General features: G+C 73.7%; 21 protein-coding genes. 8 read left to right on the forward strand and 13 right to left on the reverse strand.

Going from position 1 to position 22,066, the window contains the following annotated elements:
* Positions 1–46: 46 nt before the first annotated feature.
* The 3 genes from Voc01_RS35465 to Voc01_RS35475 all read right to left on the reverse strand — a co-directional run bounded on the left by Voc01_RS35465 (position 47) and on the right by Voc01_RS35475 (position 6,481).
* Positions 47–1,378: a M1 family metallopeptidase gene (locus tag Voc01_RS35465; RefSeq protein ID WP_203932026.1), complete on the reverse strand. Its 1,332-nt coding sequence runs from the start codon at positions 1,376–1,378 to the stop codon at positions 47–49.
* Positions 1,375–5,217, reverse strand: coding sequence for a Pls/PosA family non-ribosomal peptide synthetase (locus Voc01_RS35470; RefSeq protein ID WP_203932027.1), 3,843 nt, complete (start codon positions 5,215–5,217; stop codon positions 1,375–1,377). Before Voc01_RS35470 ends, Voc01_RS35465 begins: the two co-directional genes overlap by 4 nt.
* Before the next feature lie 142 nt (positions 5,218–5,359).
* Entirely contained in the window at positions 5,360–6,481 is a 1,122-nt protein-coding gene (locus tag Voc01_RS35475; RefSeq protein WP_203932028.1) for an FAD-dependent oxidoreductase, read from the reverse strand.
* Positions 6,482–6,510: 29 nt separating this feature from the next.
* Between Voc01_RS35475 and Voc01_RS35480 the strand changes: the two genes are divergently transcribed.
* Entirely contained in the window at positions 6,511–7,257 is a 747-nt protein-coding gene (locus tag Voc01_RS35480; RefSeq protein WP_239160704.1) for a TetR/AcrR family transcriptional regulator, read from the forward strand.
* On the opposite strand, the gene Voc01_RS35485 is transcribed toward Voc01_RS35480, so the two are convergent.
* From Voc01_RS35485 to Voc01_RS54235, 5 genes are all read right to left on the reverse strand, one after another.
* The gene (locus Voc01_RS35485) at positions 7,232–8,221 is read right to left on the reverse strand and encodes a hypothetical protein (protein WP_203932030.1); all 990 of its coding nucleotides are present in this window, start codon (positions 8,219–8,221) and stop codon (positions 7,232–7,234) included. The genes Voc01_RS35480 and Voc01_RS35485 overlap by 26 nt on opposite strands.
* Positions 8,222–8,273: 52 nt before the next feature.
* A complete protein-coding gene (locus Voc01_RS35490; RefSeq protein ID WP_203932031.1) occupies positions 8,274–9,965 on the reverse strand; it encodes a trypsin-like serine peptidase in 1,692 nt (563 codons plus the stop codon).
* A 155-nt stretch (positions 9,966–10,120) separates the two neighbouring features.
* On the reverse strand, positions 10,121–10,504 hold the full coding sequence (locus Voc01_RS35495) for a hypothetical protein (RefSeq protein WP_239160705.1): 384 nt from the start codon (positions 10,502–10,504) through the stop codon (positions 10,121–10,123).
* Between the two features lie 10 nt (positions 10,505–10,514).
* Complete coding sequence (locus tag Voc01_RS35500; RefSeq protein ID WP_203932032.1) at positions 10,515–11,939, reverse strand: FAD-dependent monooxygenase; 1,425 nt, start codon at positions 11,937–11,939, stop codon at positions 10,515–10,517.
* A gap of 177 nt (positions 11,940–12,116) precedes the next feature.
* Positions 12,117–12,251, reverse strand: coding sequence for a hypothetical protein (locus tag Voc01_RS54235; RefSeq protein WP_275423782.1), 135 nt, complete (start codon positions 12,249–12,251; stop codon positions 12,117–12,119).
* Positions 12,252–12,448: 197 nt separating this feature from the next.
* Here Voc01_RS54235 and Voc01_RS35505 point away from each other — a divergent pair, with 197 nt between their 5' ends.
* Positions 12,449–13,909, forward strand: a complete 1,461-nt coding sequence (locus Voc01_RS35505; protein WP_203932033.1) for an alpha/beta hydrolase — start codon at positions 12,449–12,451, stop codon at positions 13,907–13,909.
* A gap of 39 nt (positions 13,910–13,948) precedes the next feature.
* Entirely contained in the window at positions 13,949–14,464 is a 516-nt protein-coding gene (locus Voc01_RS35510; RefSeq protein ID WP_203932034.1) for a hypothetical protein, read from the forward strand.
* A 16-nt stretch (positions 14,465–14,480) separates the two neighbouring features.
* Here Voc01_RS35510 and Voc01_RS35515 read toward each other — a convergent pair whose 3' ends face one another.
* Together Voc01_RS35515 and Voc01_RS35520 are read right to left on the reverse strand one after the other, a co-directional pair.
* Complete coding sequence (locus Voc01_RS35515) at positions 14,481–15,317, reverse strand: alpha/beta fold hydrolase (protein ID WP_203932035.1); 837 nt, start codon at positions 15,315–15,317, stop codon at positions 14,481–14,483.
* Positions 15,268–16,452: an MFS transporter gene (locus tag Voc01_RS35520; RefSeq protein ID WP_203932036.1), complete on the reverse strand. Its 1,185-nt coding sequence runs from the start codon at positions 16,450–16,452 to the stop codon at positions 15,268–15,270. The genes Voc01_RS35515 and Voc01_RS35520 overlap by 50 nt, the downstream gene beginning before the upstream one ends.
* Before the next feature lie 74 nt (positions 16,453–16,526).
* On the opposite strand from Voc01_RS35520, the gene Voc01_RS35525 reads away from it, so the two are divergent.
* Both Voc01_RS35525 and Voc01_RS35530 read left to right on the forward strand, forming a co-directional pair.
* Entirely contained in the window at positions 16,527–16,970 is a 444-nt protein-coding gene (locus Voc01_RS35525; RefSeq protein ID WP_203932037.1) for a winged helix-turn-helix transcriptional regulator, read from the forward strand.
* A 75-nt stretch (positions 16,971–17,045) separates the two neighbouring features.
* The gene (locus Voc01_RS35530) at positions 17,046–18,050 is read left to right on the forward strand and encodes a WD40 repeat domain-containing protein (protein ID WP_203932038.1); all 1,005 of its coding nucleotides are present in this window, start codon (positions 17,046–17,048) and stop codon (positions 18,048–18,050) included.
* A 24-nt stretch (positions 18,051–18,074) separates the two neighbouring features.
* On the opposite strand, the gene Voc01_RS35535 is transcribed toward Voc01_RS35530, so the two are convergent.
* Positions 18,075–18,371 (reverse strand): Dabb family protein, encoded by a 297-nt coding sequence (locus Voc01_RS35535; protein ID WP_203932039.1) that lies wholly within the window; start codon positions 18,369–18,371, stop codon positions 18,075–18,077.
* Between the two features lie 94 nt (positions 18,372–18,465).
* On the opposite strand from Voc01_RS35535, the gene Voc01_RS35540 reads away from it, so the two are divergent.
* Positions 18,466–18,939, forward strand: coding sequence for a hypothetical protein (locus Voc01_RS35540; RefSeq protein ID WP_203932040.1), 474 nt, complete (start codon positions 18,466–18,468; stop codon positions 18,937–18,939).
* A gap of 39 nt (positions 18,940–18,978) precedes the next feature.
* Positions 18,979–20,574, forward strand: coding sequence for a family 10 glycosylhydrolase (locus Voc01_RS35545; protein WP_203932041.1), 1,596 nt, complete (start codon positions 18,979–18,981; stop codon positions 20,572–20,574).
* Positions 20,575–20,595: 21 nt separating this feature from the next.
* Here Voc01_RS35545 and Voc01_RS35550 read toward each other — a convergent pair whose 3' ends face one another.
* Together Voc01_RS35550 and Voc01_RS35555 are read right to left on the reverse strand one after the other, a co-directional pair.
* Complete coding sequence (locus tag Voc01_RS35550) at positions 20,596–21,021, reverse strand: DUF4190 domain-containing protein (protein WP_203932042.1); 426 nt, start codon at positions 21,019–21,021, stop codon at positions 20,596–20,598.
* 102 nt (positions 21,022–21,123) lie between these two features.
* Entirely contained in the window at positions 21,124–21,633 is a 510-nt protein-coding gene (locus Voc01_RS35555; protein WP_203932043.1) for a hypothetical protein, read from the reverse strand.
* Between the two features lie 164 nt (positions 21,634–21,797).
* On the opposite strand from Voc01_RS35555, the gene Voc01_RS35560 reads away from it, so the two are divergent.
* Entirely contained in the window at positions 21,798–22,007 is a 210-nt protein-coding gene (locus Voc01_RS35560; RefSeq protein WP_203932044.1) for a DUF4177 domain-containing protein, read from the forward strand.
* Positions 22,008–22,066: the final 59 nt, after the last annotated feature.

The raw sequence follows: 22,066 nt of genomic DNA on the forward strand, positions 1-22,066 counted from the left end.
CATCATCGCGCGGATCGCGGCGTCCGGCGCGCCGGCCGGCACCGGGTCAGAGCCCGAAGACCGGCAGTGCCGGCAGCTCCGGACGGTCGAGCCACGCGGTGAGCAGGCCGTCGACCGGGGCGAAGCGGCGGGCGTGCTCGCGGAAGTCGTCGGTCGTCACCGTGCCGTGGCGGTGTTCGGCGACCCACGAGCGCAGCAGCGCGAAGAACGTCGCGTCGCCGACCTTCGTGCGCAGGGCGTGCAGCGTCAGCGCGCCGCGCTTGTAGACCGTCGGGTCGAACATCCGGTCTACGCCCGGGTCCGCGATCACGACCCGCCGCGGCAGCGTCGCCAGGTGGGCGTGCCAGCGGGCGGCGTGGACGTCCGCCGACGGGCCTCCGGACTCGGCCGACCACAGCCACTCCGCGTAGGTGGCGAAGCCCTCGTTGAGCCAGATCTGCCGCCAGTCGGCGACGGTCAGGCTGTTGCCGAACCACTGGTGGGCCAGCTCGTGGGCGGCCAGCCGCTCGTGGGTGCGCCGCCCGTCGAGGTGGTTGCGACCGAAGACGGCCATGCCCTGCGCCTCGATCGGGTCGTCGAGGTCGTCGTCGGTGACCACGACGACGTACTCGCGGAACGGGTACGGCCCGAGAAGCCGTTCCAGCACGGTCATCATCTGGCCCTGCCGGCCGAAGTCGTGGGCGAAGACCGCGCGCAGCCGGTGCGGCACCGCCGCCCGCTGGTTCGCACCCAGGTCGACCAGGTCGTACCGTCCGATCTGGACACTCATGAGGTACGGGGCGGTCGGCTCGTTGCGTTCGTACACCCAGGTGCGGGTCCCCGAGCCGCGCCGCTGGGCGACGAGGTCGCCGGTGACCACCACCGTGTACGGCGCCGGGGCGGTCAGCGTGACCAGGAACGTGGCCTTCGCACCGGGACGGTCGTCGCAGGGGAACCAGGACGGGGCGCCGTTCGGCTGGCTGGCCACCAGCGCCCCGTCGGTCAGCTCGTCCCAGCCGATGTCACCCCACCGGCCAGAGACGGGCACGGGCGTGCCCGCGTACCGGACGTCGATCGTGAACGTGGTCCCGTACGCGACCGGCCGCTCGGGCTTGATCCGGAGCTTGCCGGCCCGGTGGGTGAACTTCGCCGACCGGCCGTCGACCCGCACACCCTGGACCCGGAAGGTGCCCAGGTCGAGGCTGAACCGCGACAGCGACTGGACGGCCCGCGCCGTGACGACCGCCTTGCCGGCAAGGCGGTTCGTCGTGACCCGGTAGTCGAGGTCGAGGTCGTAGTGGAGCACGCGGTACCCGCCGTTGCCGTGCGCGGGCAGGTACGGGTCGGTCGAGTGGTCGGCGCCGGGTGTGGCACCGAGCGGACCGACCCCCGGGGTCATTGCCAGTTCGCGATCGGGTTGCCGAGCCAGCGGCTGTCGCGCGGCACGGCGTCGCCGCGGGTGACCAGCGAGCCCGGCCCGACGGTCGTGCCGGCGCCGATGCTCGCGCCGGGGAGCACGATCCCGTGCGGGCCCATCGTGGCACCCGCGCCGAGCGTCACCGCGTCCATGCTCATGATCCGATCATGGAACAGGTGGGTCTGCACGACACAGCCCCGGTTCACCGTGGCGCCCGGCCCGAGCCGCACCAGGTCGTACTCCGGCAGCCACAGCGTCTCCAGCCACGCGCCGCGGCCGATCCGGGCGCCGAGCGTGCGCAGCCACAGGCTCAGTAGCGGCGTGCCGGTGGCGAACCGGAACAGCCACGGCGCCGCGAGCACCTCCACGAACGAGTCGGCGAGCTCGTTGCGCCACACGAACGACGTCCACAGCGCCCGGTCGACGGCCCGGAACCGGCCGACCAGCAGCCATTTCGCGGCGGTCGCGGTGGTCGCGGCGCAGATCGCCGCGACAAGCACGAGGGGACCGGCGCAGAGCGCGGCCACCCACGCGCCGGCGCTCTGCCAGATGTGTGCGAGCGCGGCGAGGACGAGCACCGCCAGCGCGCCGGCGAGCATCACCGGGACGATCCGGCACAGCTCGATCGCCGAGCGGGCCAGCTTGAGCCGCAGCGGCGGGTCGTAGGTGCGGCTGCTGTCGGTCGCCTCGACGGTGCGGCGCAGCGCCATCGGTGGGGCGCCGAGCCACGAGGAGCCCTTCTTCGCCTTGCGGGGCGCCGACGAGAGCACGCCCACGAGGCTCCGCTTGGGCACCCGGCGGCCGGGGGCCGCCATGCCCGAGTTGCCGAGGAACGCCTGCTTGCCGATCCGCACCGGGGCGACCCGCAGCCACCCGCGGCTCAGCTCGTACGTGGCGACCATCGTGTCGTCGGCGAGGAAGGCACCGTCGTCGACGGTCGTCATCGCCGGCAGCGCGAGCACGGTGGACGCCTCGACGTTGCGGCCGACCTTCGCGCCGAGCAGCCGCAGCCAGACGGGCGTGAACAGGCTGGCGTACATCGGGAACAGCGCGGTCCGGGCCATGCCCATGAGCCGCTCGGTCGTCCACACCTGCCACGCCACCCGTCCCCGCACGGGGTGGAAGCCCTCGCGGACGCCGATGCCGAGCAGTCGCACCGACACCAGCACGAGCACAGCGTAGGTGACGAAGTACGCGAGCGCCGCCGCCGGCACCATGAGCAGCGCCGCGCCGACGGTCGGCCGGGCCAGCAGCGCGAGCGCCGGAAGCGCCGCCACCACCGGCACCACACCGAGGAGCTGGGCGGTCAGGCTGTAGCCGGCCACCCAGGTGCGGGCCCGCCCGGTGGGACGCTCGGCCGGCCAGTCGGTCGTCTCCTTGCCGGCGGGCGCGGCCGGTGAACCGGCCCACCGCTGGTTCGACGGCACCGCACCGGTGACCGTCGACCCGGCGGCGATCGCCGCGCCCTTGCCGATCCGGGTGCCGGGCATGAGCGTGCTGCGGGACCCGACCCGGCTGCCCGCTCCGACGCGCACCTTGCCGATCCGGACGACGTCGCCGTCGACCCAGTGACCGGACAGGTCGACCTCCGGTTCGACGGCCGCACCGCGTCCCATCTTCAACAGCCCCGTGACCGGCGGCGCGGAGTGCAGGTCCACGTCCGGCCCGATCTGCGCGCCGAGGGCCCGCGCGTACGTGATCATCCAGCCCGCTCCGGCGACGCCGGTCGCGCCGCTGAGCTCGGCGAGCCGCTCGGCCGCCCACAGCCGCAGATGGACGCCGCCGCCCCGGGGATGGTCACCCGGCCGAACGCCGCGCAGCAGCAGCCGCGCGCCCGCCGCCGCGACCGCGATCCGCCCCGGCGGGCTGAACAGCAGCACCCAGCCCGCGGCGATCCACCACCAGGAGACCCGCGGCGCCCACGGAACCACGAGGTTCCCCAGCGCCGCGAGGACGGTGAGCCAGCGCAGCCCGACGAGCGCGAGCATCGGCAGCATCAGCGCGCCCTGGACGAACCCGGCCCGTCGCGGGGTGGGCCGGACCTCGCGGCGCACCCGCGTCGTCGTGTCGAGCCCATCGAGCACGTCGGCGAGCTGCGACAGCCGCGGGTTCTGGTAGACGTCGGTCACCGACACCTGCGGGTGCCTGCGCCGGATCAGCGCCACCAGCTGCGCCGCGCCGAGGCTGCTGCCGCCGCTGCTGAAGAAGTCGGCGTCGGCGGCGGCCGGGCGCACGCCGAGGATCTGTTCCCAGGCGGCGGCGAGCCACCCCTCGGTGGCGGTCAGGTCGGTGTCGGTGCCTGTCGTGGCCAGCGGCCAGGGCAGGGCCGCCCGGTCGACCTTCCCGGACGTGCGCGTGGGCAGGTCGTCGACCTCGGCCAGCAGCGGCACCAGCGCGGCCGGCAGCTGCTCGCGGATGCGCCGCGCCGCCGCGGTGGCGTCGAACCCGTCACGCGGCACGACGTAGCCGACCAGGAGCTGGTTGCCCGCGGCGGTCCGCTTCACGGCGGCGGCCGCGCCGGCGATGCCGGGCAGCGCCTGCAGCGCGGCGTCGACCTCGCCCAGCTCGATGCGCCGGCCGCCGAGCTTCACCTGCTCGTCGCCGCGGCCCAGGAACAGCAGCCCTTCCGGTTCCGCGCGTACGACGTCACCGCTGCGGTACGCGCGCTCCCAGCCGAGTGCGGGTAGCGGCGCGAACTTCTCGGCGTCCTTCGCGGCGTCGAGGTAGCGGGCCAGGCCGACCCCGCCGATGACCAGCTCGCCGGTGCCGCCCATCGCGACCGGGTCGCCGGCCGCGTCGACCACGGCGAGCTCCCAGCCGGCCAGCGGCAGCCCGATGCGCACCGGTCCCCGGCCGGTCATCCGGGCGGCGCAGGCGACGACCGTCGCCTCCGTGGGGCCGTAGGTGTTCCAGACCTCGCGCCCGTCGACGGCCAGCCGCTCGGCGAGCTCGGGCGGGCAGGCCTCGCCGCCGAAGATCAGCAGGCGGACGTCGTCGAGCGCCTCGACCGGCCACAGCGCGGCGAGGGTCGGCACGGTCGACACGACCGTGATGCCCTGACCGGTCAGCCACGGACCCAGGTCGACGCCGCTGCGCACGAGCGAGCGCGCGGCCGGCACCAGGCAGGCGCCGTGCCGCCAGGCGAGCCACATCTCCTCGCAGGACGCGTCGAAGGCCACCGACAGGCCGGCGAGCACCCGGTCGTCCGGGCCGAGCGGCACGTCGTCGGCGGTGTTGTCCGCGAGGAAGAGCTGCGCCTCGGCGTCGACGAACGCGGCCGCGGCGCCGTGGGTGACCGCCACGCCCTTCGGGGTCCCGGTGGACCCGGACGTGAAGATGATCCAGGCGTCGTCGTCGGGTCCCGGGCGTCCGGGCCGGCCGCCCGGGGTGCGCCGCGGTGTCACGCTCAGCCCGTCGCCGATGACCGCGCAGGCGTCGGCCTCGCCGAAGACCAGGTCCGCCCGCTCCCCGGGGTCGTCGGCGTCCACCGGGACGTACGCCGCGCCCGCGGCCAGCACCCCGAGGATCGCCAGGTACAGCTCGGCGGTGCCGGAGGAGACGCGGACGCCGACCCGGTCACCGACGCCGACGCCGTGCCCGGCCAGCGTCGCCCGTAGGGCCTCGACCTCGTCGGCCAGCTCGCGGTAGGTCAGCGTGGTGCCGTCGGAGTCGATCGCGTGGGCCGTCGGGTGGTCACGCACCGTCGCGTCGAGGATGTCGAGGAGGGTGCGGCGGACCGGCGCGGTCGGAGACCGGAACACCGCCGGCCGGTCGACGGTCGCGGGAAGCGGGATCGGTTGCAGGTCAAGCGTTACGGTCACCGGGCGCGCACCATCTCTACCTCACGGTCAACTTCGGCCAGGCGTACGACACTCAGCCGCCCGGGGCAGCGTTCCAGGTTACGTGAGGAAAACGCGGGACGAGGGCCCGGTGGCGAACTCGTGTCGGGGGACACACCGGCGGTCACGCGGGTCGCGGAGCGAAGAAACGGACGAGGTCGTCGGCCGCGGTGGGGGACAGCATCATCGACTGGACCCGCGCCGACATCTCCGCGATCGGGAGGATCCGGGCGAACATCGCCTCCTCGTAGGCCCGGATGGCGGCGTCGGGATCGTCCGGGTTCCTCGCGATTTCCTCTCCGAGTTCGGCGGCGTCGAGCATGGCCTGGTTGGCACCCTCGCCGACCGGCGGCATGAGGTGCGCGGCGTCACCGAGAAGGGTGACACCGGGCCGGTGGGTCCAGCGGGTCCCGGTGGGCATCGCCTCGATGGTGCGCGGCGTCGGCGGGCCGTCGCCGGCCTCGATCAGCGCGGTGAGGCCGGGGTTCCAGCCGTCGAAGACGTCCAGCAGAGCGCGCTTGGTGTCCACGCGGCGCCCGTCGGCGGGCGCGTCGGCCGGCGCATCGGCGGGCAGGGTGACGCCGACCCGGATGCTGCCGTCGCCGAGGCGCTGCGCCGCGAGGATCCGGCCCGCGCCGACGCACCAGAGGTTGCCGGGGCCGACCAGCTCGGCGAGCTCCGGGTGCCGCCGGTCGGCGTCGCTGATCGTCAGCTCGGCCAGGGTGGCGACCGGGAACAGCGGCGCGTCAGTCAGCAGCGACCGGACGACCGAGCGGGCGCCGTCGGCGCCGACGAGGACGTCGCAGTCGGCGTGGCCGCCGCCGTCGAACGCGAGCCGGAAGCCGCCGGCGGGTCGCGGCGTCACCGCGACGAGCCGGTGCCCCCACGCGACCGTGCCGTCGGGGAGGGAGTCGAGCAGCAGGTCACGCAGGAGGCGGCGGTCGATCTCGGGACGACCGTCGAACGAGCCGGGCGGTGGCCGGTGGTGGACGAGGGTGCGTCCGGCCGGGTCCAGGACGCGGTGCTCCTCGCCCTCGGGCCGCGCCGTGGACCGGAACCGGTCGGCGAGGCCCGCCTCGGCCAGGGCCCGCTGCCCGGACTCCGGGTGCAGGTCGAGCGACCCGCCCTGCGACCGCGCGGACCGGTCGGCCTCGCGCTCGTACGCGACGGGGTCCATGCCGTGCTTTCTGAGTATCAGGGCCAGCGTCAGGCCGCCGAGACCACCACCGGCGATCGCGATGCGCACCGTCGCCTCCTTACCGTACGATGTACCTCATGGATACGCCGTACGGTAGCGCCCCGCTGCCCGTCTGGGAACGGCCCGAACCGCGGCCCCGGGCGGCGCCGGTCGTGCTGAGCCGCGCGAAGATCGCCGACGTGGCCATCCGGATCGCCGACGTCCACGGCCTCGACGGCCTGTCGATCCGCCGGATCGCGACCGAGCTCGGTGTCGGCCCGATGCGGCTGTACGACTACGTGACCAACCGGTCGGAGCTGCTCGACCTGATGGTCGACGCCGTGTACGCCCGGATCGCGGAGGCCGGCGGACACCCCGGGTGGCGCGACACGGTCCTGGCGATCGTCCACCGGACCCGCGCCGCCGCGCTCGACCACGAGTGGTTCGCCGACCTGCTCGGCGGAAGACCCCATCTGGGACCCCACGCGCTCGCCGTCGGCGAGTCGACCGCGGCCGCGCTGAGCCGGGCACCGGGACTGCGCGGCACCGACGACCTCCAGCGGGCCGTGGGCGCGCTCGACGCCTTCGTGGTCGGAGCGTTGCGCCGGGAGGTCACCGAGCGCCGCACCGTCCGCCGGACCGGCACCGACGAGTCCGCCTGGCAGGCCGCCCTCGGCCCTTACCTGACCCGCATGCTCGACACCGGCCGCTTTCCCACGATCGCCCGCCTCGTCGTCGACGGCGCCCACCTCGACGCGGACGAGACCTTCCACCGCACGCTGACCACGATCCTGGACGGACTCACCGGTGACCGGGGCGCTACACCGGGGCCGGCTCCGGTGTAGCGCCCGGTGGTGCGACGGCCGTCCGCCCGCTCCGGCTGATCGCGGCCAGCAGCACGCCGAGCACGAGACCCGACAGCACACCGACCGGGGCGGTGAGGAAGTCCGTGTCGGCCGCGTTCACCGCGGGGTTGCCCGCGATCCTGGTGAACGCCGGTCCGAGGGGCCACCTGATGGTCGCCAGCGCCACGGCGAGCACCAGCACCAGCTGACCGACGACCATCGTGACCGCCGCGACCGCCATGCCGGGCCGCCACGGGCAGACCACCGCGCCGACGCCGGCCAGCAGGGCGCAGCCGGCGGCCACGTACACCACGGTCGGCGGTTCCGTGTCGAAGGCGCGCAACGCGACCGCACTGCCCGTCACGACCGCGGCCGCACCCGCCACGATGATCCGGTTCGGCGACCGCCGCGGCGCGGCGGCCAGGCCGCCCGCGGCCGCGGTGACGACCAGCAGCATCCCGGTGACGAACGCGGCCGGAGCCAACGCCACCGGGTCGACCTCGGCCGACGACCCGATCGTGGCGGCCATCGGCGCGGTCGCGGCCGCGACCGACGCCGCGAGGATCAGCGGGACCGGGTGGGGCCGCGTCCCCGTCCGCGTGACCAGCCACGCGCCGAGCAGCACCGCGCACACGGCCGCCGACAGCAGCCCGGCGGCCAGCGGGCCGGCCAGGTCGGACCGGTCGGCGACGAGGTCGACGCCGACCAGGGCGCAGCCGGCGAGCACCGCGCCGAGGGACCGCCACCGGTCACCACCGACCGCCAGCACCAGCCCGGCCACGACAGCGACGAGCACCGTCCACCGCAGGTCCCGCGCCCAGTAGGTGTTGTTCTGCGCCCAGACGTCGTGCCAGGGTTTGGCGGGCTCGGTGTGCCGCTGCAGCAGCGTCAGGTTCGACGCCCACACGACGACGGCCGCGCCCGCCGCGCCGAGCCCGACGACGACGTTCCACCGGTACGTCATCCGGCCGATGCTATTCCATGGCCGTCCATGGGTACGCCCGTCGCCGGTGGCCCTACAGTTCGCGGATCCGCAGGTTGTCGACCAGGTACGTCAGCGCGCCACCGCCGAAGACGACGGTGTGCCCGGCGTGCCCGGTCGTGGTCACCACCACGCGCCGGTCCAGCCGCTGGCCGGCCGAGGTGAACGCCCAGCTGTGCCGGCCGGCCACGACGCCGCCGAGATCCTGCACCGCGAACGTGCCGGCCTGGTCGGGAGCGCCGGTGACGTGGCGGGCGGTGAACGTCAGCTCGTAGGTGCGGTGGGGGCGCAGCGCGACGTACCGGTTGCGCAGCCCCCATCCCGTCGTGGCGGGCACCGGTCCCGCGACGACCCCGCTGAAGTCGTGCGCGTCCGCGACGCCCCACGACGTGAGGTGTGAGGACCCGGCGGTCTCCCAGGTCCGGCGCTCCTCGCCCGAGTCGAAGGTGAACGCGGCGCTCTCCTGGGTGATCGCGACGTCCCGGAAGAACACCGTGCTGCCCGCGTTCGCGCCGAGCACGAACCGGTGGTTCGGGCTGTCGCCCGTGGTGAACCGGCCGGTGACCCGTGCCCACGCGGTGCCCGGGGTGAGCGTCACCGACGGGTCCGCGGGCCCGCCGTCGCCACGCAGCTTGACGAACCCGCTCGCGCCGGCCGTGGTGCCGCGGACGACCGCGCTGAACCGGTACGTCGTGCGGGGCAGGAAGCGGGCCGTGCGGTGCCACAACGAGTCGGCCGGTGCCGTGGTGGCGGTGGCCTTCGCCGCCCAGGTGCCCGACTCCGTGCCGATGCTCCCGCCGCCGTTGGGGAACGGGACCCACTGCGCGCGCTTGGGGGCCGTGTCGAACTGGTCGAGCCGGAACGGCATCGTCGGCTCGGTCAGCAGCCAGTCGTACTCGATGGCGTCGAGCACGGCGTTGCGCTCCGCGTCGTGCTGGCGGACGAAGTGCGTGGTGTCGGCCGCGCACCGGGAACCGCCCTCCGGCGACGGCCCGCACGAGGTCACGCCGATGACCCGGTGGCCGTGCTTCGCACCGCCGAAGATCGGGCTTCCCGACCCGCCGGGCGCGCCGTAGATGCTGTAGTCGGTGGTGGGTCCGCGCCAGTCGACCACCTGCCGCGCGGTCGCCCTGCCGGCGGAGTGCAGGATCGTCCAGTCCAGACGCTGGCCGTCGTACCGCTCGACCGGGTTGCCCCAGAGGCTGTACGCCTCGTCGCCGACCGCGACCTCGGTCTCGCTGAGTTCGACCATGCCGTGCCGCACGCCGGGCGCGACCCCGTCGGGGCCGTTCGACACCTGCCACAGCACGGTGTCGCCGCCGCCGGTCGCCGTGCCGAAGCTCTGCCACGGCAGGACGCGGGCGTGGTACGCCGGACCCCACTGCTGCGCGGCCGGACCGGGGCGGGCCGCGTCCTCGTCGAGGCTCAGGAACCGGACCGAGCCCGACCATCCGGGTCCGCCGCAGTGCGCCGCCGTCATGAACAGGTGCGGGGACACCATGGCTCCGGTGCAGTTGCCGTTGAGCCAGCCGACCGCGTGCGAGTTGAGTTGGCGGACCTGCTTGTCGGCCCCGGTGTACCCGCGGTGGAACTCGAACATCGTCCGGGCACCGTCGACCGGCACCTGGATCTCCGTACGGCCGCGGGTTCCGGGGTCCGGCACGGCCCACGCGGCGTCGGTGGGTACCGGCAACGCGCCCGCCACGGCGGCGACGGTCACCGTCACGGCCCTGACGACTGCCGCCCGTCGCGGGCGGGGGCTGTGGTGCCTCATATGTGTGGGTCCTCTCCTGAACGCCGACATGAGCGAACGGGGGAGCCGCACGGGAAGGTGAGAGGAGACTACAACACACCGATCATGGGGAGCGGACGATCGGGCCGCTACCAGATGACGACGCCGCCGCCCAGCGTCCGGGCCCGTTCCACGGCGTGCCGCATGGTCGACAGGTAGCCGAGGACGCGCCGCGTGTCGTACCCGGTCGCGGCCGACAGCCGCCCGACGTTGTCCGCCAGCAGGACGCATTCGCGGTCGAAGGCGTCGAGGTCGTCGGGCGGGACCTGCAGGTGCCCGCGGTTGACGACCGTGACGTCCGCGAGCCGCGGCAGCAACGTCGCGCCGAGCCGCCGGGCGGTGTCGGAACCCCACAGCAGGTAGCGGAAGCTCTCGGCGCCCACCCCGGTGACCGTGCCCGGCGGGTCCGGGACGACGGCGCGTCCGGCGTAGGCGTCGGCGTCCGGAACCCACACCGCGATGTCGAGGCTCATGCGACCGTGCTCACCCGGGAGACGTGACCGGCGGGCCGAACCAGCGCGCGAGGCGGTCGTCGAGGTCGCGCTGGTCGTCGCCGACCCACGCGACGTGACCGTCGGGGCGTAGCAGGACGGCCGGGGCGTCGAGCGCCACGGTGGGATCGGCGCGGAGGTCGACCCGGTCGGACCAGCCGCCGACGGTCAGCCGTCCGGTGCGGTCCAGCACCAGGCCGCGGCCGCGGTGCAGCAGGTCGTAGAGTCGGCCCCGCCCGACCTCGACGTCGCGGAGGCGGCGGCCGACGAGGTCGGTGCCGTCACCGAGGTCGTAGCGGACGGCGATCCCGACGATCTTCTCGATGAGGTGGCGGTTGACCCCGTCGAGGTCCATGAGCTCGGTGACCAGCCTGCGCAGCGCCCGCGCGCCCGGCTCCTCCGACGTCAGCACCATCTGGGCGCGGGTGTTGTCGAGCACGTCCGCGGCGACGGGACGACGTTCGGCCCCGTAGGTGTCGAGCAGCGTCTCCGGTGCCCGGCCGCGCACCCGCGCGGCCAGCTTCCAGCCGAGGTTGACCGCGTCCTGGACGCCCAGGTTGAGACCCTGTCCGCCGAGGGGCGGATGGATGTGCGCCGCGTCGCCGGCGAGCAGCACCCGCCCGACCCGGTAGGTCTCGGCGAGCCGGGTCGCGTCGCCGAAGCGGGACAGCCAGCGGGGGGAGTGCACGCCGAAGTCGGTCCCGGCGACGGCGCGCAGCTGCCGCCGGAAGTCCTCGAGGGTGGGCGGCTCGGCGCGGTCGCTCACATCCGCCGCGGGGACGAGGACGCTGTAGACCCCGTTGCCGAAGGGCCGCAGCCAGAACCGCTGACGGGGATCGCGGACCGTGGCGCCGATCTCCTCGGGCGGCACACCGACCTCCATCTCGCCCATCAGCGTCTCGGCCCGTGCGGGCTCGCCGGGGAACCCGACGCCGAGGAGCTTGCGGACCGTGCTGCGCGCGCCGTCGCAGCCCACCAGGTAACGGGTCCGCAGCCGGTTCCCGTCGGCGAGCTCGACGGTCACGCCGTCGTCGTCCTGGCCGAGGCCGGTCACCGCGTCACCGCGCCGGACCCGCGCGCCCAGTTGCGTCGCGTGCTCTTCGAGCAGGCCGACGATGACCGGGTGCGGGATGCCCAGCAGGTACGCGTGCGCGGTGTCGAGGTCGGGGGGCGCGGGCCGGTCGATGGCGGCGAAGAAGCCGCCGGCCGGTCGCTGCCGCCCGTGGGGGCGCACGCGGTCGAGCAGGCCGCGCATCGCCAGCAGCTCGAGGGTGCGGACGTGCAGCCCGACGATGCGGGTGGACGACGTCGGCCCGGTGTCCTTCTCCAGGACGAGAACCCGCACGTCGTGCAGCCGCAGCTCGGCGGCCAGCATCGCGCCGGTCGGTCCGCAGCCGGCAATGATCACGTCGAACATGTGGTGGTGCCTCTCGGGAGTGTCTCGGCGCTCCCGGCGACACCTACGTCAGTCGCCCACCCGTGACGGGAGGGGGAGTACCCGGTTTCGTTCAGCGTTCACGGGTCTCACCTCCTCGGACGGCGTCACGGCCAGCTGCAAACTACCGGCCGCGCCCCGCCGCGTCCAGTGGCATTCCTACCGGCTGAGGGCCGCGTAGATTTCGCCACCGGTGGCCGGGGGCAGCAGCGGGCGCACCGACGAGTCCGGACGCCGCATGACCGCGACCGTGTTCGACGTGCCGTAGTCGATCGCGAGCCGGTGTTCGGACATGGCGCCCAGCGTAGGGTCGGCCCACCGGAATGACCGCCCGGATTCCGACGTACGAAACCGACGTCAGGCGGCTGAGGTCGCGATCCACCAGAAACCCGCCCCCCGGTTCGACGGGACAGCCGGCTTACCGGCCCCGGCCGCCGTTGGGATGGTCGACGTCGTAGCGATCAGCCGGATTCCGAGGTGGGAGCGTCGACATGCGGTACCGAACGATCATCCGACTGGCCGCCGGGGTGCTGCTGGCGGCCGGCCTGGGCGCGGGACCCGTTCCCGCGTCCGGTGGTACGTCGGCGTACACCGTCGACTGGAAGCCCTGTCCCGCGGCGCCGACCGTCCACTGTGGAACGTTGCTGGTGCCGTTGGACTGGTCGGACCCGAAGGGACAGCGGGTGCCGGTCTCCGTCGCGCGCCGCCCGGCCGACAACCCGGCGGCGCGCGTCGGAACGCTGTTCTACAACCCCGGCGGACCGGGTGCCGGCGCCGCCCGCAACGTCGTCGCCGCGGAGGAGTTCTTCTCGCCCACGCTGCGGGCGCGGTTCGACCTCGTCGCCATGGACCCGCGCGGGATGGGCACCAGCGTGCAGGTGCGCTGCGCGGTCGACTTCTTCACGCCGGGGTCGACGCTGTTCCCCCGGTCCGAGGAGCAGTTCCGGCGGATGGTCCAGCACAACCGCGACTACGGCCGCAGCTGTCTGCGGGAGACCGGCGCGCTGCTGCGCAACATCGACACCAGGACCGTCGCCCGCGACCACGAGGCGTTGCGCGTGGCCCTCGGCGTCGACACGGTCAGCTGGCTCGCCATCTCCTACGGCGCCCAACTGGCGGCCAACTACGCCGCCGAGTTCCCCCGCCGTACCCGCGCCCTGGTGATCGACGCCGCGCTGGACCACAGCCAGTCCGAGACCGCGCAGGTGACCGACGAGATCATGTCGGTGGAGAACGCGTTCGACCGGTTCACCCGCTGGTGCGGCACGGCACCGGCGTGCGCGCTGCGCGGCCGCGACGTCGCCGCGGAGTTCGACGCGCTGGTCGCCCGCGCGGAAGCCGCTCCGATCCCGGTCGCGGGGGCGCTGCGGCCGGTCACGGGCGAGGACATCCGGATGGGCACCAAGGGCCTGCTGGCGACGAAGGACCCGGTCCCGATCGCGCCGGGCGTGAGCTGGCCCGCGCTGTCGCAGGCGCTCGCCGCCGCCCTGGCCGGCGACGCCTCGGCGTTCATGCTCTTCCCGGCGGGCGTGCCGCAGGACGGTCTCGGCGCCATCTCGGCCAACGCCTGCACCGACTACGTGCCCCAGGTGGAGACCTGGGCCGGGATGCAGCAGCGCCTGCGGCTGGGTCGGCAGCTCGCCCCGCACCTGCAGGGCGCCTCGGACACCTGGCGGCTCACCGGCTGCATCGGCTGGCCGGTCACGGCGACGAACCCGCCGCGGGCCCTGGACGTGCGCGGGGTGCCGGCGCTGCTGGTGCACGCCGTCCACGACCCGCAGGACCCGTACCGCTGGACGCACCAGCTCGCCGCCCAGATCCACGGCAGCGACCTGCTGACCCGCACCGGCGACGGCCACACCTCGTACTACTCCTCGCCGTGCGCGCGTGCCGCGATGGACGACTACCTCGTGCGTCCCCGGTCCGCACCCGACCGCGTCTGCGACGAGTAGCCACCTCACCAGGCGTGGACCCGCGGCTAGGGTGGTCCGGTGCCCGCCCGGATCACCGTGTACTGCCGCGACGCCGACGTGCGGCCCGACCCCGCGGCGATGCTCCGTGAGCTGCGGGACGCCGACCTGATGACGCTCGCCGAGGTGCTCGACCTGCCCGAGGGCGAGGAGGCGGCCGTGGAGGCGATGTGGCCGCATCTGCGCATCGACCGGGCCGGCGACACCGTCGAGGTCCACTGGAGGCCCGGCGGCCGCCCGATCCAGCTCGACGCGGTCCACGGCGAGGAGGCCGCCGCGTACCGCACGGCGCTGCTGGAGGAGGAGCTGCCACCCGCCGACGGCCCCGGGGCGCGGCGGGTGGTGGCGCATCTGCGTGAGGTGCGGTCGATCGTGTTCCTGGAGATGGGCCTGGCCGACTCCAACCACCTCGCGGCCACGATCGGCGAGGTCCTGGCCTTCCACCTCGCCGAGGCCGGCGACGGGCTGGTCTGGTTCTACCACCGCGACTGGGCCGCACCCGACGCCCGCGCCACCACCCTCTGGACGACGGCGTAGGCCGCCGCGACCGGCTTCACTCACGGGCGCCCGCAAACCGGATGATGTGCGCGGCGATCACGTCCGCGTGGTCCTCCAGTGCGAAGTGGCCCGTCTCCAGGATGTTCAGGTCGACCGACGGCAGGTCGCGGGCGAACGGATGGGCACCCGCCGCCGGGAAGATGGCGTCGTTGCGGCCCCATACGACCAGCGTCGGCGGCTGGTGGCGGCGCAGGTAGTCCTGCCAGCGCGGGTACAGCGGCGGGTTGGTGCGGTAGTCGTACAGGAGGTCGGCCATCGCGGGCATGACGCCGGGACGGTCGAGCAGCGCGCGCTGCAGCACCCAGCTGTCCGGGCTGATGCGCTCGGGGTCCGCGGTTCCGTGCAGGTAGTTCCACCGCAGCGTGTCGTCGGAGGTGGCGTGGGCGGCGATCGCGGCGCGTTGCGTCGGGTCGGCCCACATCGCGCGGACCGGTGCCCAGAACGCGTCCGGCAGTCCCTCCTCGTAGGCGTTGGCGTTCTGCACCACGAGGAACGACACCCGCTCCGGCCGCCGCAGTGCCAGCCGGAACCCGACCGGGCCGCCGAAGTCCTGCATGTACAGGCCGTACCGGTCCAGGCCGAGGGCGTCGGTGAACGCCTCGACCGCGTCGGCGAGGTGGTCGAAGGTCCAGGTGAACCCGTCGGGTGCGGCGCTGTGTCCGAAGCCGGGGTAGTCCGGCGCGACGAGGTGGAAGTCGTTGCACAGCTTCGGAATCAGGTCGCGGAACATGAACGACGAGGCGGGGAACCCGTGCAGCAGCAGGAGGGTCGGGTTCGCCGGGTCACCGGCCTCGCGGTAGAAGAGGTCGCCGGCCGTGCGGTAGCGGGTCATGCCGTTTCCTTCCGAGGAGGGGGAACACCAGGGCGACGAGGCTGATCCCCGCGCCCAGCGCGCACACGCCGGTCCAACCGGCGGCGGCGTACATCGCGGTCGAGGCCGCCGCGCCGGCGGCCGACCCGATCGAATAGAAGATCATGTAGACGGCCGTGAGCCGGCTCGGCGCCGCGTCGTGCGCCTGTTGGACCAGGGTCTGGCCGGCCACGTGCACCGACTGCAGCCCGAAGTCGAACACGACGACGCCGATCACGAGGCCCCACAACGAAAACGGGAGCAGGGCCGCCGGCAGCCACGCGACGAGCATCACCGCCAACCCGGTCGTCGTGACGTGGTGCGGCCGCCCCCGGCCGGCCCGCACGGCGCCGAGCGCGCCCGCCGCGCCGGCCAGCCCGAACAGCCCGATCTCCGTGGTCGACAGCCCGGACGCGGTCAGCGGCAACGCCATCGGCGTCAACAGCACCGTCATCGCGGCGAACGTGAGCAGCGCCAGGACCGCCCGCTTCCGCAGCACCGGGACCTCGACGAGCAGCCGCGCCGTCGACTTGAGCAGGTCCGGGTACGACAACCGCACCCGCCGCTGCTCCCGCCGGGGCAGCGCCCGGTGCAGCACGGCGGCCATGACGAGTGCCAGCACGGCCGCGACGGCGTAGACGGCGCGCCAGCCGGCCACGTCGGCGACCGTGCCGGCGACCACCCGGGCCAGCAGGATGCCGACGACGATCCCGCCGGTCACCGTCGCGACGGCGCCGCCGCGGTCGGCCGTGTCGGCGAGTCCCGCGGCGTGCGCCACCAGAACCTGGGTGACCACGGCCAGCACGCCGACCGCCGCCAGTGCGCCGAGCAGCCACCGACCCGACGGCGCCACGGCGACCGCGGCCAGCGCGGCCGACGACAGCGCGACCTGCCCGACGACGAGTCGGCGCCGGTCGAGGAGATCACCCAACGGGACGACGAGCGCGAGCCCGACGCCGTACCCGACCTGGGTGGCGGTGACGACGGTGCCGACGGTCGCGCGGGCCATCCCGAGGTCGGCCGCCATGACGTCGAGCAGCGGCGGGGCGTAGTAGACCGAGGCCACCGCCAGCCCGCCCGCCACGGCGAGCAGGCCCATCGTCCGGGTGCGCTCCACGTCCGACCAATCTGGTTTTAAGATGCAACCAGAGCAGCTTTGCAGATCGGGTTTCAAGATGCAACCATCAACGGGTGGTGCGACGAACCAGTCATCAGAACGCGGACTGCCCGGTGGCCCGCCCGCTCGACGCGATCGGCGACGGCTGGTCGCTGCTGATCGTGCGCGACGCGTTCGAGGGGCTGCGGCGCTTCGGGCAGTTCCAGAAGAGCCTGGGGGTGGCGAAGAACATCCTCACCGCGCGGCTGAACAACCTCGTGGAGCAGGGGATCCTGGAGACGGTGCCGGCGACCGACGGCAGCGCCTACCGCGAGTACGTACTCACCGCGAAGGGCCGCGGGCTGTTCCCCGTGCTGGTGGCGCTACGCCAGTGGAGCGACGAGTTCGCGTTCGCCCCCGACGAACCCCACTACCGGGTCGTCGACCGCCGCGACCGGCAACCGTTGGCCCGACTGGAGATCCGCGCGGCCGACGGCCGCCTCCTCAGCCCGGACGACACCGTCGTCGAGCTGTCCTGAGGACGAGCGGTCGGTCGCCTGTCCGGCGACGGCCAGCTGATACCGTTCGCTCACGACGCCGGGGGGAGCGGAGGTATGGGCTGGTTCCGCGGGCGCGCTCGGGCGACGGCCCGTCTGATCGGAGCGGACCTCGACCTGCACGGTGCGATGGCGTGCGCCAGCCTGAACGGGCGCCGGTTGGTCCTCGCCCTCACCCGTAGAGACGGGGTCCAGGCGATCGACCTGGACGCGGGCGGAACGTTCGGCCGGCCGATCGTCACAACCCAGGGTGCGACGGCGATGGCCTGCGGGACGCTGCGGAACGGGCACACCGCCGTGGTCACCGGAGACGGCCTCCTGCAGGCCTGGGACCTGGACGCCGGGAAGGTCCTCTGGGACGGCGTGGAGTGCGACGGCGGCAACATGGTGTGCACGTCCTTCAACGGGCGGCCGGTGCTGGTCGTCTCGGGGCCGCGCCGCCACAACGCGTTCGCCGACGACCTGGGCAGGGGCGACCTGCGTGGCGTGCAGGTGCGGGACCTGGCCAGCGGCCGACCGGTCGTCATCCCCGGGCTCGACGCCCTCGACGGCGGCGAGCTGCTCTCCTGCTCGATGGTCGACAACCGCCCGGTCGTGGTCACCAACAGGGAGTACGAGAACCTGCAGGCCTGGGACCTCGCCACGGCGCGACCGAGAGGCCCCCTCCTACGCGGTTCCGGACTGTACGGAGGGAACCGCGCGGTGTGCACGACGCGGCGGGGTCGCGCGGTCGTGGTCAGCACCCAGACCAACGCCACGACCATGGTCACGCTGGATCTGGCCACCGGGTCGCGGGTGGGGCCGTTGCTGGGCGGCGACGAGGGCATCAGCCTGTTGATGTCGGCCACGCTGGACCGGAGGGCGGTCGTCGTCAGCGCCCACTACGACGGGTGGGTCAGCGTGTGGGACCTCGCCCGTGGTCGCGAACGCATCCGCGTTCAGGTGACCCATGTCGCGGGGATGGTCAGCACCGACGACACCCTGGTGATCGCCACCGGCGGGAAGGTCGTCGCGGTCGACCGTCCGGGCCTGGGACCCACGGTCGGATTCGACGTCCGGTAGTTCCGGCGGCCGGGCCGGGCCGCGTCAGGCGGCGACGAAGTCGTACTCCTGGAAGGCGGCGACCTCGGGCTTCCACCGGGTCTCGACGAACCCGACGTGCGCCGGATGCGCGTTGTACGCGTCGTAGGCCGCCTGGTCGGCGAAGACCATCGAGAACTGCCACGTCAGGTCGCTCTTGGGGCTGACCTGCCGGTTGACGGCGAAGTCGGTGACGCCGGGGATGGAGGTCAGCACCGTCCGCCCGTTCTCGACGAACGCGGTCTCGGCGGCCGATCCCGGCTCGTGGACGAGCCGGAAGACGACGGTGTGCTGGATGGACATCAGAGCTGTCTCCGAACCTCGCGGCGCTGGCAGGGGGCCGCGCCCATGCTAGACGCGCGGGCGCGCGCGGACGATCGTTGGCTACCATCCCGGCATGGCGAAGCGGCCGTGGAACTGGAACGACAGGGCGCTGACGCGTTTCGTCGCCGCCGCCAGGGCGGGCGACGTCCACACGATCCTGGACCTGCCGCCGGACCGGGACCCGCGGGCGGCGCTGCTCGGCGGGGACGCCCGGAAGTACAAGCACGCCTGGGAGCGGCTGCTCGCGCTGCACGTGGCGCGGGACCATTTCGAGCACGAGGTCGACGGGGTCATCTACGACTACGCGGAGGTCCGCTTCTTCCGCAACGACGACGACGGCTACGTGCAGCAGCGGCTCGCGGTCGACCTCGGCGTGCTCCACAGTGTCGACGCCTTCGGAGTCCACGATGGACAGTTGGCGTACGGCTGGTGGCAGGCGGCCCTGGAGGGGCCGTATCCGGAAGGGGCGCGGGAGGAGCTGGCGAGGATCGGCCCTCTCCTCGACGAGCGGACCCGCGCACTGCTCGCGCCCCTGATGACACCGTGACCGGGTGCGTCGTGACGCCACCGACGTAGACTGCGTCCGATGCGGCGTTTCACGGCGGGGGTCGCTGTCGCGGCGGTCATGCTGGTCACGACCGGGTCGGTGGCGCCGGTCCCCCCTGCACCGGTCGTCGACGGGCCCTCGGCCGACGGCGCTTCCACCGGGCAGTGGCGCAGCTTCTGGGTCGACTCCTTCCATCCCGGGATCTACACCCCGGCCGAGGTCGACACGCTGGTCGCCGACGCGCGCGCGGCCAACGTCAACGCGCTGATCGTCCAGGCGGGACGCTGGGCCGACTGCTACTGCAACAGGTCGACCTTCCCCCGCACGCACGCACCGGTCGCCCCGCCGCCCTACGACCCGCTGGAGTATGTGATCCGCAAGGCACACGCGGCCGGTATCGAGCTGCACGCCTGGGTCAACACGACCCCGGTGTGGAACACCACGGCCCCGCCACCGCAGCCCGACCACATCCTCCACACGCACGGGTCGACGGCGACCGGCGCCGACCGGTGGCTCAACAAGCGGGTCGACGGCGCGGAGGTCGGCGGGGCCACGATGCGCAGCCTCGACCCGGCCAACCCGGCCGCGGTCGACTACTACGTGGCCGGCATCGCGAGCATCGTCCGGGCCTACGACATCGACGGCATCCATCTCGACTACATCCGTTACCCGGACAACAACTCCAGCTCGACGCACAGTGACTGGGGGTACTCCGAGGTCTCCCTCGCCCGGTTCCGCGCGGCGACCGGCCGCGCGGAACCGCCGGCTCCGGACGACCCGGCGTTCAGTGCGTGGAGACGGGCACAGGTGACGAACTACGTCCGCAAGGTCTACCTGACGATGGCCTCGATCAAGCCGCGCCTGCGGCTGTCGCACAGCGCGATCGTCTACGGCCGCGGCCCGCAGGCCGTCGGCGGGTGGACGAACACGCGCACCTACGCCGAGGTCTACCAGGACTGGCGGGGGTGGCTGGCCGAAGGGATCATGGACCTGACGATCGGGATGAACTACAAGCGCGAGGGCAGTCCCGACCAGGCGCGCATGTTCCAGGAGTGGAACCAGGCGCTGGCCGACAGCGCCGGCCGCCGGCACACCGCGGTCGGGCCGGGGCTGTACCTGAACACGGTCGAGCAGAGCCTGGCCCAGTCACGCAGGGCGCTCACCCGCTCGCCCGCGGGCAACACCGTCGTCGGCTGGAGCGGATACGCCTACGCGGCCCCGAGCGCGGCCTCGATGCGCGACCCGGCACTGGCGAGAGCCGACCGCGACCGCCTGATCGCGGGGCTGACGACGAACGACCCGACCGGGCAGAGCCCCCTGTTCGCCGGCCCGGCGACCGTCCCGGCCATGCCGTGGAAGGAACGGCCCACCTCCGGCCACGTCGCGGGAACGCTCGTCCTGACCGACGGCACACCACTGGACCAGGTGCCCGTCACGCTCACCCACACCCGTTCCGGGCGGACGGTCGACGGACGGGTCACCGACGGCTCGGGCTGGTTCGGCTTCGTGGACCTGGCGCCGGGAACCTGGCGGGTCGACGTCACGCTGCCGCGCGGCGTCCGTGGCCCGTCCACCACGACGGTCGACGTCCGCGCGGGCGCCGTCGCCACGCCGCGCCTGGCCCCGTTGACCTGATCCCGCCCGGCGTCCGGGGCTCTAGCTTTCGGCCGCGGCCTGGAAGAACCCGACCGCGACGGGGATCCAGAAGGCGAGCCAGAGCACGAACCCGGTCCAGCCGACGATGATGGCGGCCAGGGCCACGCCGTTCCGCTTCCTGAGGCGGGGGAGAAGGATCCGCATCATCGCGTCACGGCTCTCGGGCGGGACCTCCGCCGGAGCGTTCACCAGGGAGGTGCCGGCCTCGACGCGCTCCCGGATCTGTCTACGGGCGGCGTGTCCCATGATCGCGCCGATCAGGGCCGGGAAGCCGCACACGAACAGGCCGCACAGCGAGACGACCAGGCTCGCCGTCGCCAGCAGGTTGGTGTGCGGGCGGATTGCGTCCGCGGGTGAGGCCGCCCCCGGGTACCCGGGAGCGGACGACGGGGGTTGCCAACCACCGGGCTGCTGCAGGTAGGACATGTCGACGCTCCACGCCGTGAAGGGAACCCGGCCTCCCCCCGTAGCACCGGCTCGCGCCAGGGTAGCGACGGCCGTCCACTACCGGCATCGGTCGGTGTGCGGTCACCTCCGGCGGTGCGGCCGGACCGGCTCGGGCAGGTCGCGGTCGGCGACCAGGCCGCTGGCACGCACGACCTCCACGACCGCCGGGTCGAGCAGCAACGCCAGGCCCTCGTTGCCACCCGCGTGGAGCGTGTGGACCCGGACCGGTGCGCCCGCCCCGACGAGAAGGTCGTCGACCACGGCCAGCGGACGCACGGTGGCCAGCAGCCAGGCCGACCGGCGGTGCCGGTCGTCGGCGTCCAGGACCGGGCACCGCCGGCCGCTGATGTCGACGACGTAGCCGTCGTCGTCGTCGGACACCGTCTGGACGCGGAGGTCGACGCCGAAGCGGCGCAGCGCCGGCGCCATCCCGCGGAGCATGTCCTCGACGTCGCCTTCGGCGAGAGCCTCACCGTCGGCGAAGAACGTCATGTCGTCCAGGACGGCGCAGGTGAACGGGTAGCCGCCGTCGGCGACCCCGCGCTGCTGCGCCCGGGCCTGCGCCGGCGGCAGGCCGGACCAGAGCCCCACCTCAGGCCGCCCGAGTGCCGGGCGGAGAAGCGCGGCGCGCTGGCGGTCGTCTCTGCGGTGATGCGCACGGAGGGATCAGACCAGCTTTCCCACCGACGCGGCGAGCCGATTGTCCGGGTGGCCCGGCGCTGGGCCGGACCGCCGCGGCGCGCGACCATGGGGTGATGGAACGGTACGAGTACAAGGTGCTGGAGCTCCGGGAGAAGATGATCGGCGGCAAGATGTCCGGCGACAAGCTGGAGCACGTCCTCAACGAGCACGCCGCCCAGGGCTGGCGGCTGAAGGCCATCACCTCGGCCGAGGTCAAGGGGCGCATCGGTCCCGGCGGGGTCGACGGGCTCCTGGTGACCTTCGAGCGGATGGTCCGCCCCTAGTGTCGCGAGTCGCAGGTTCGCGCGCAGTCATGGATTGGGCAAAGCCGGCATTTAACCCC

The organism is Virgisporangium ochraceum, assembly GCF_016863655.1.
Taxonomy (GTDB): Bacteria; Actinomycetota; Actinomycetes; order Mycobacteriales; family Micromonosporaceae; genus Virgisporangium; species Virgisporangium ochraceum.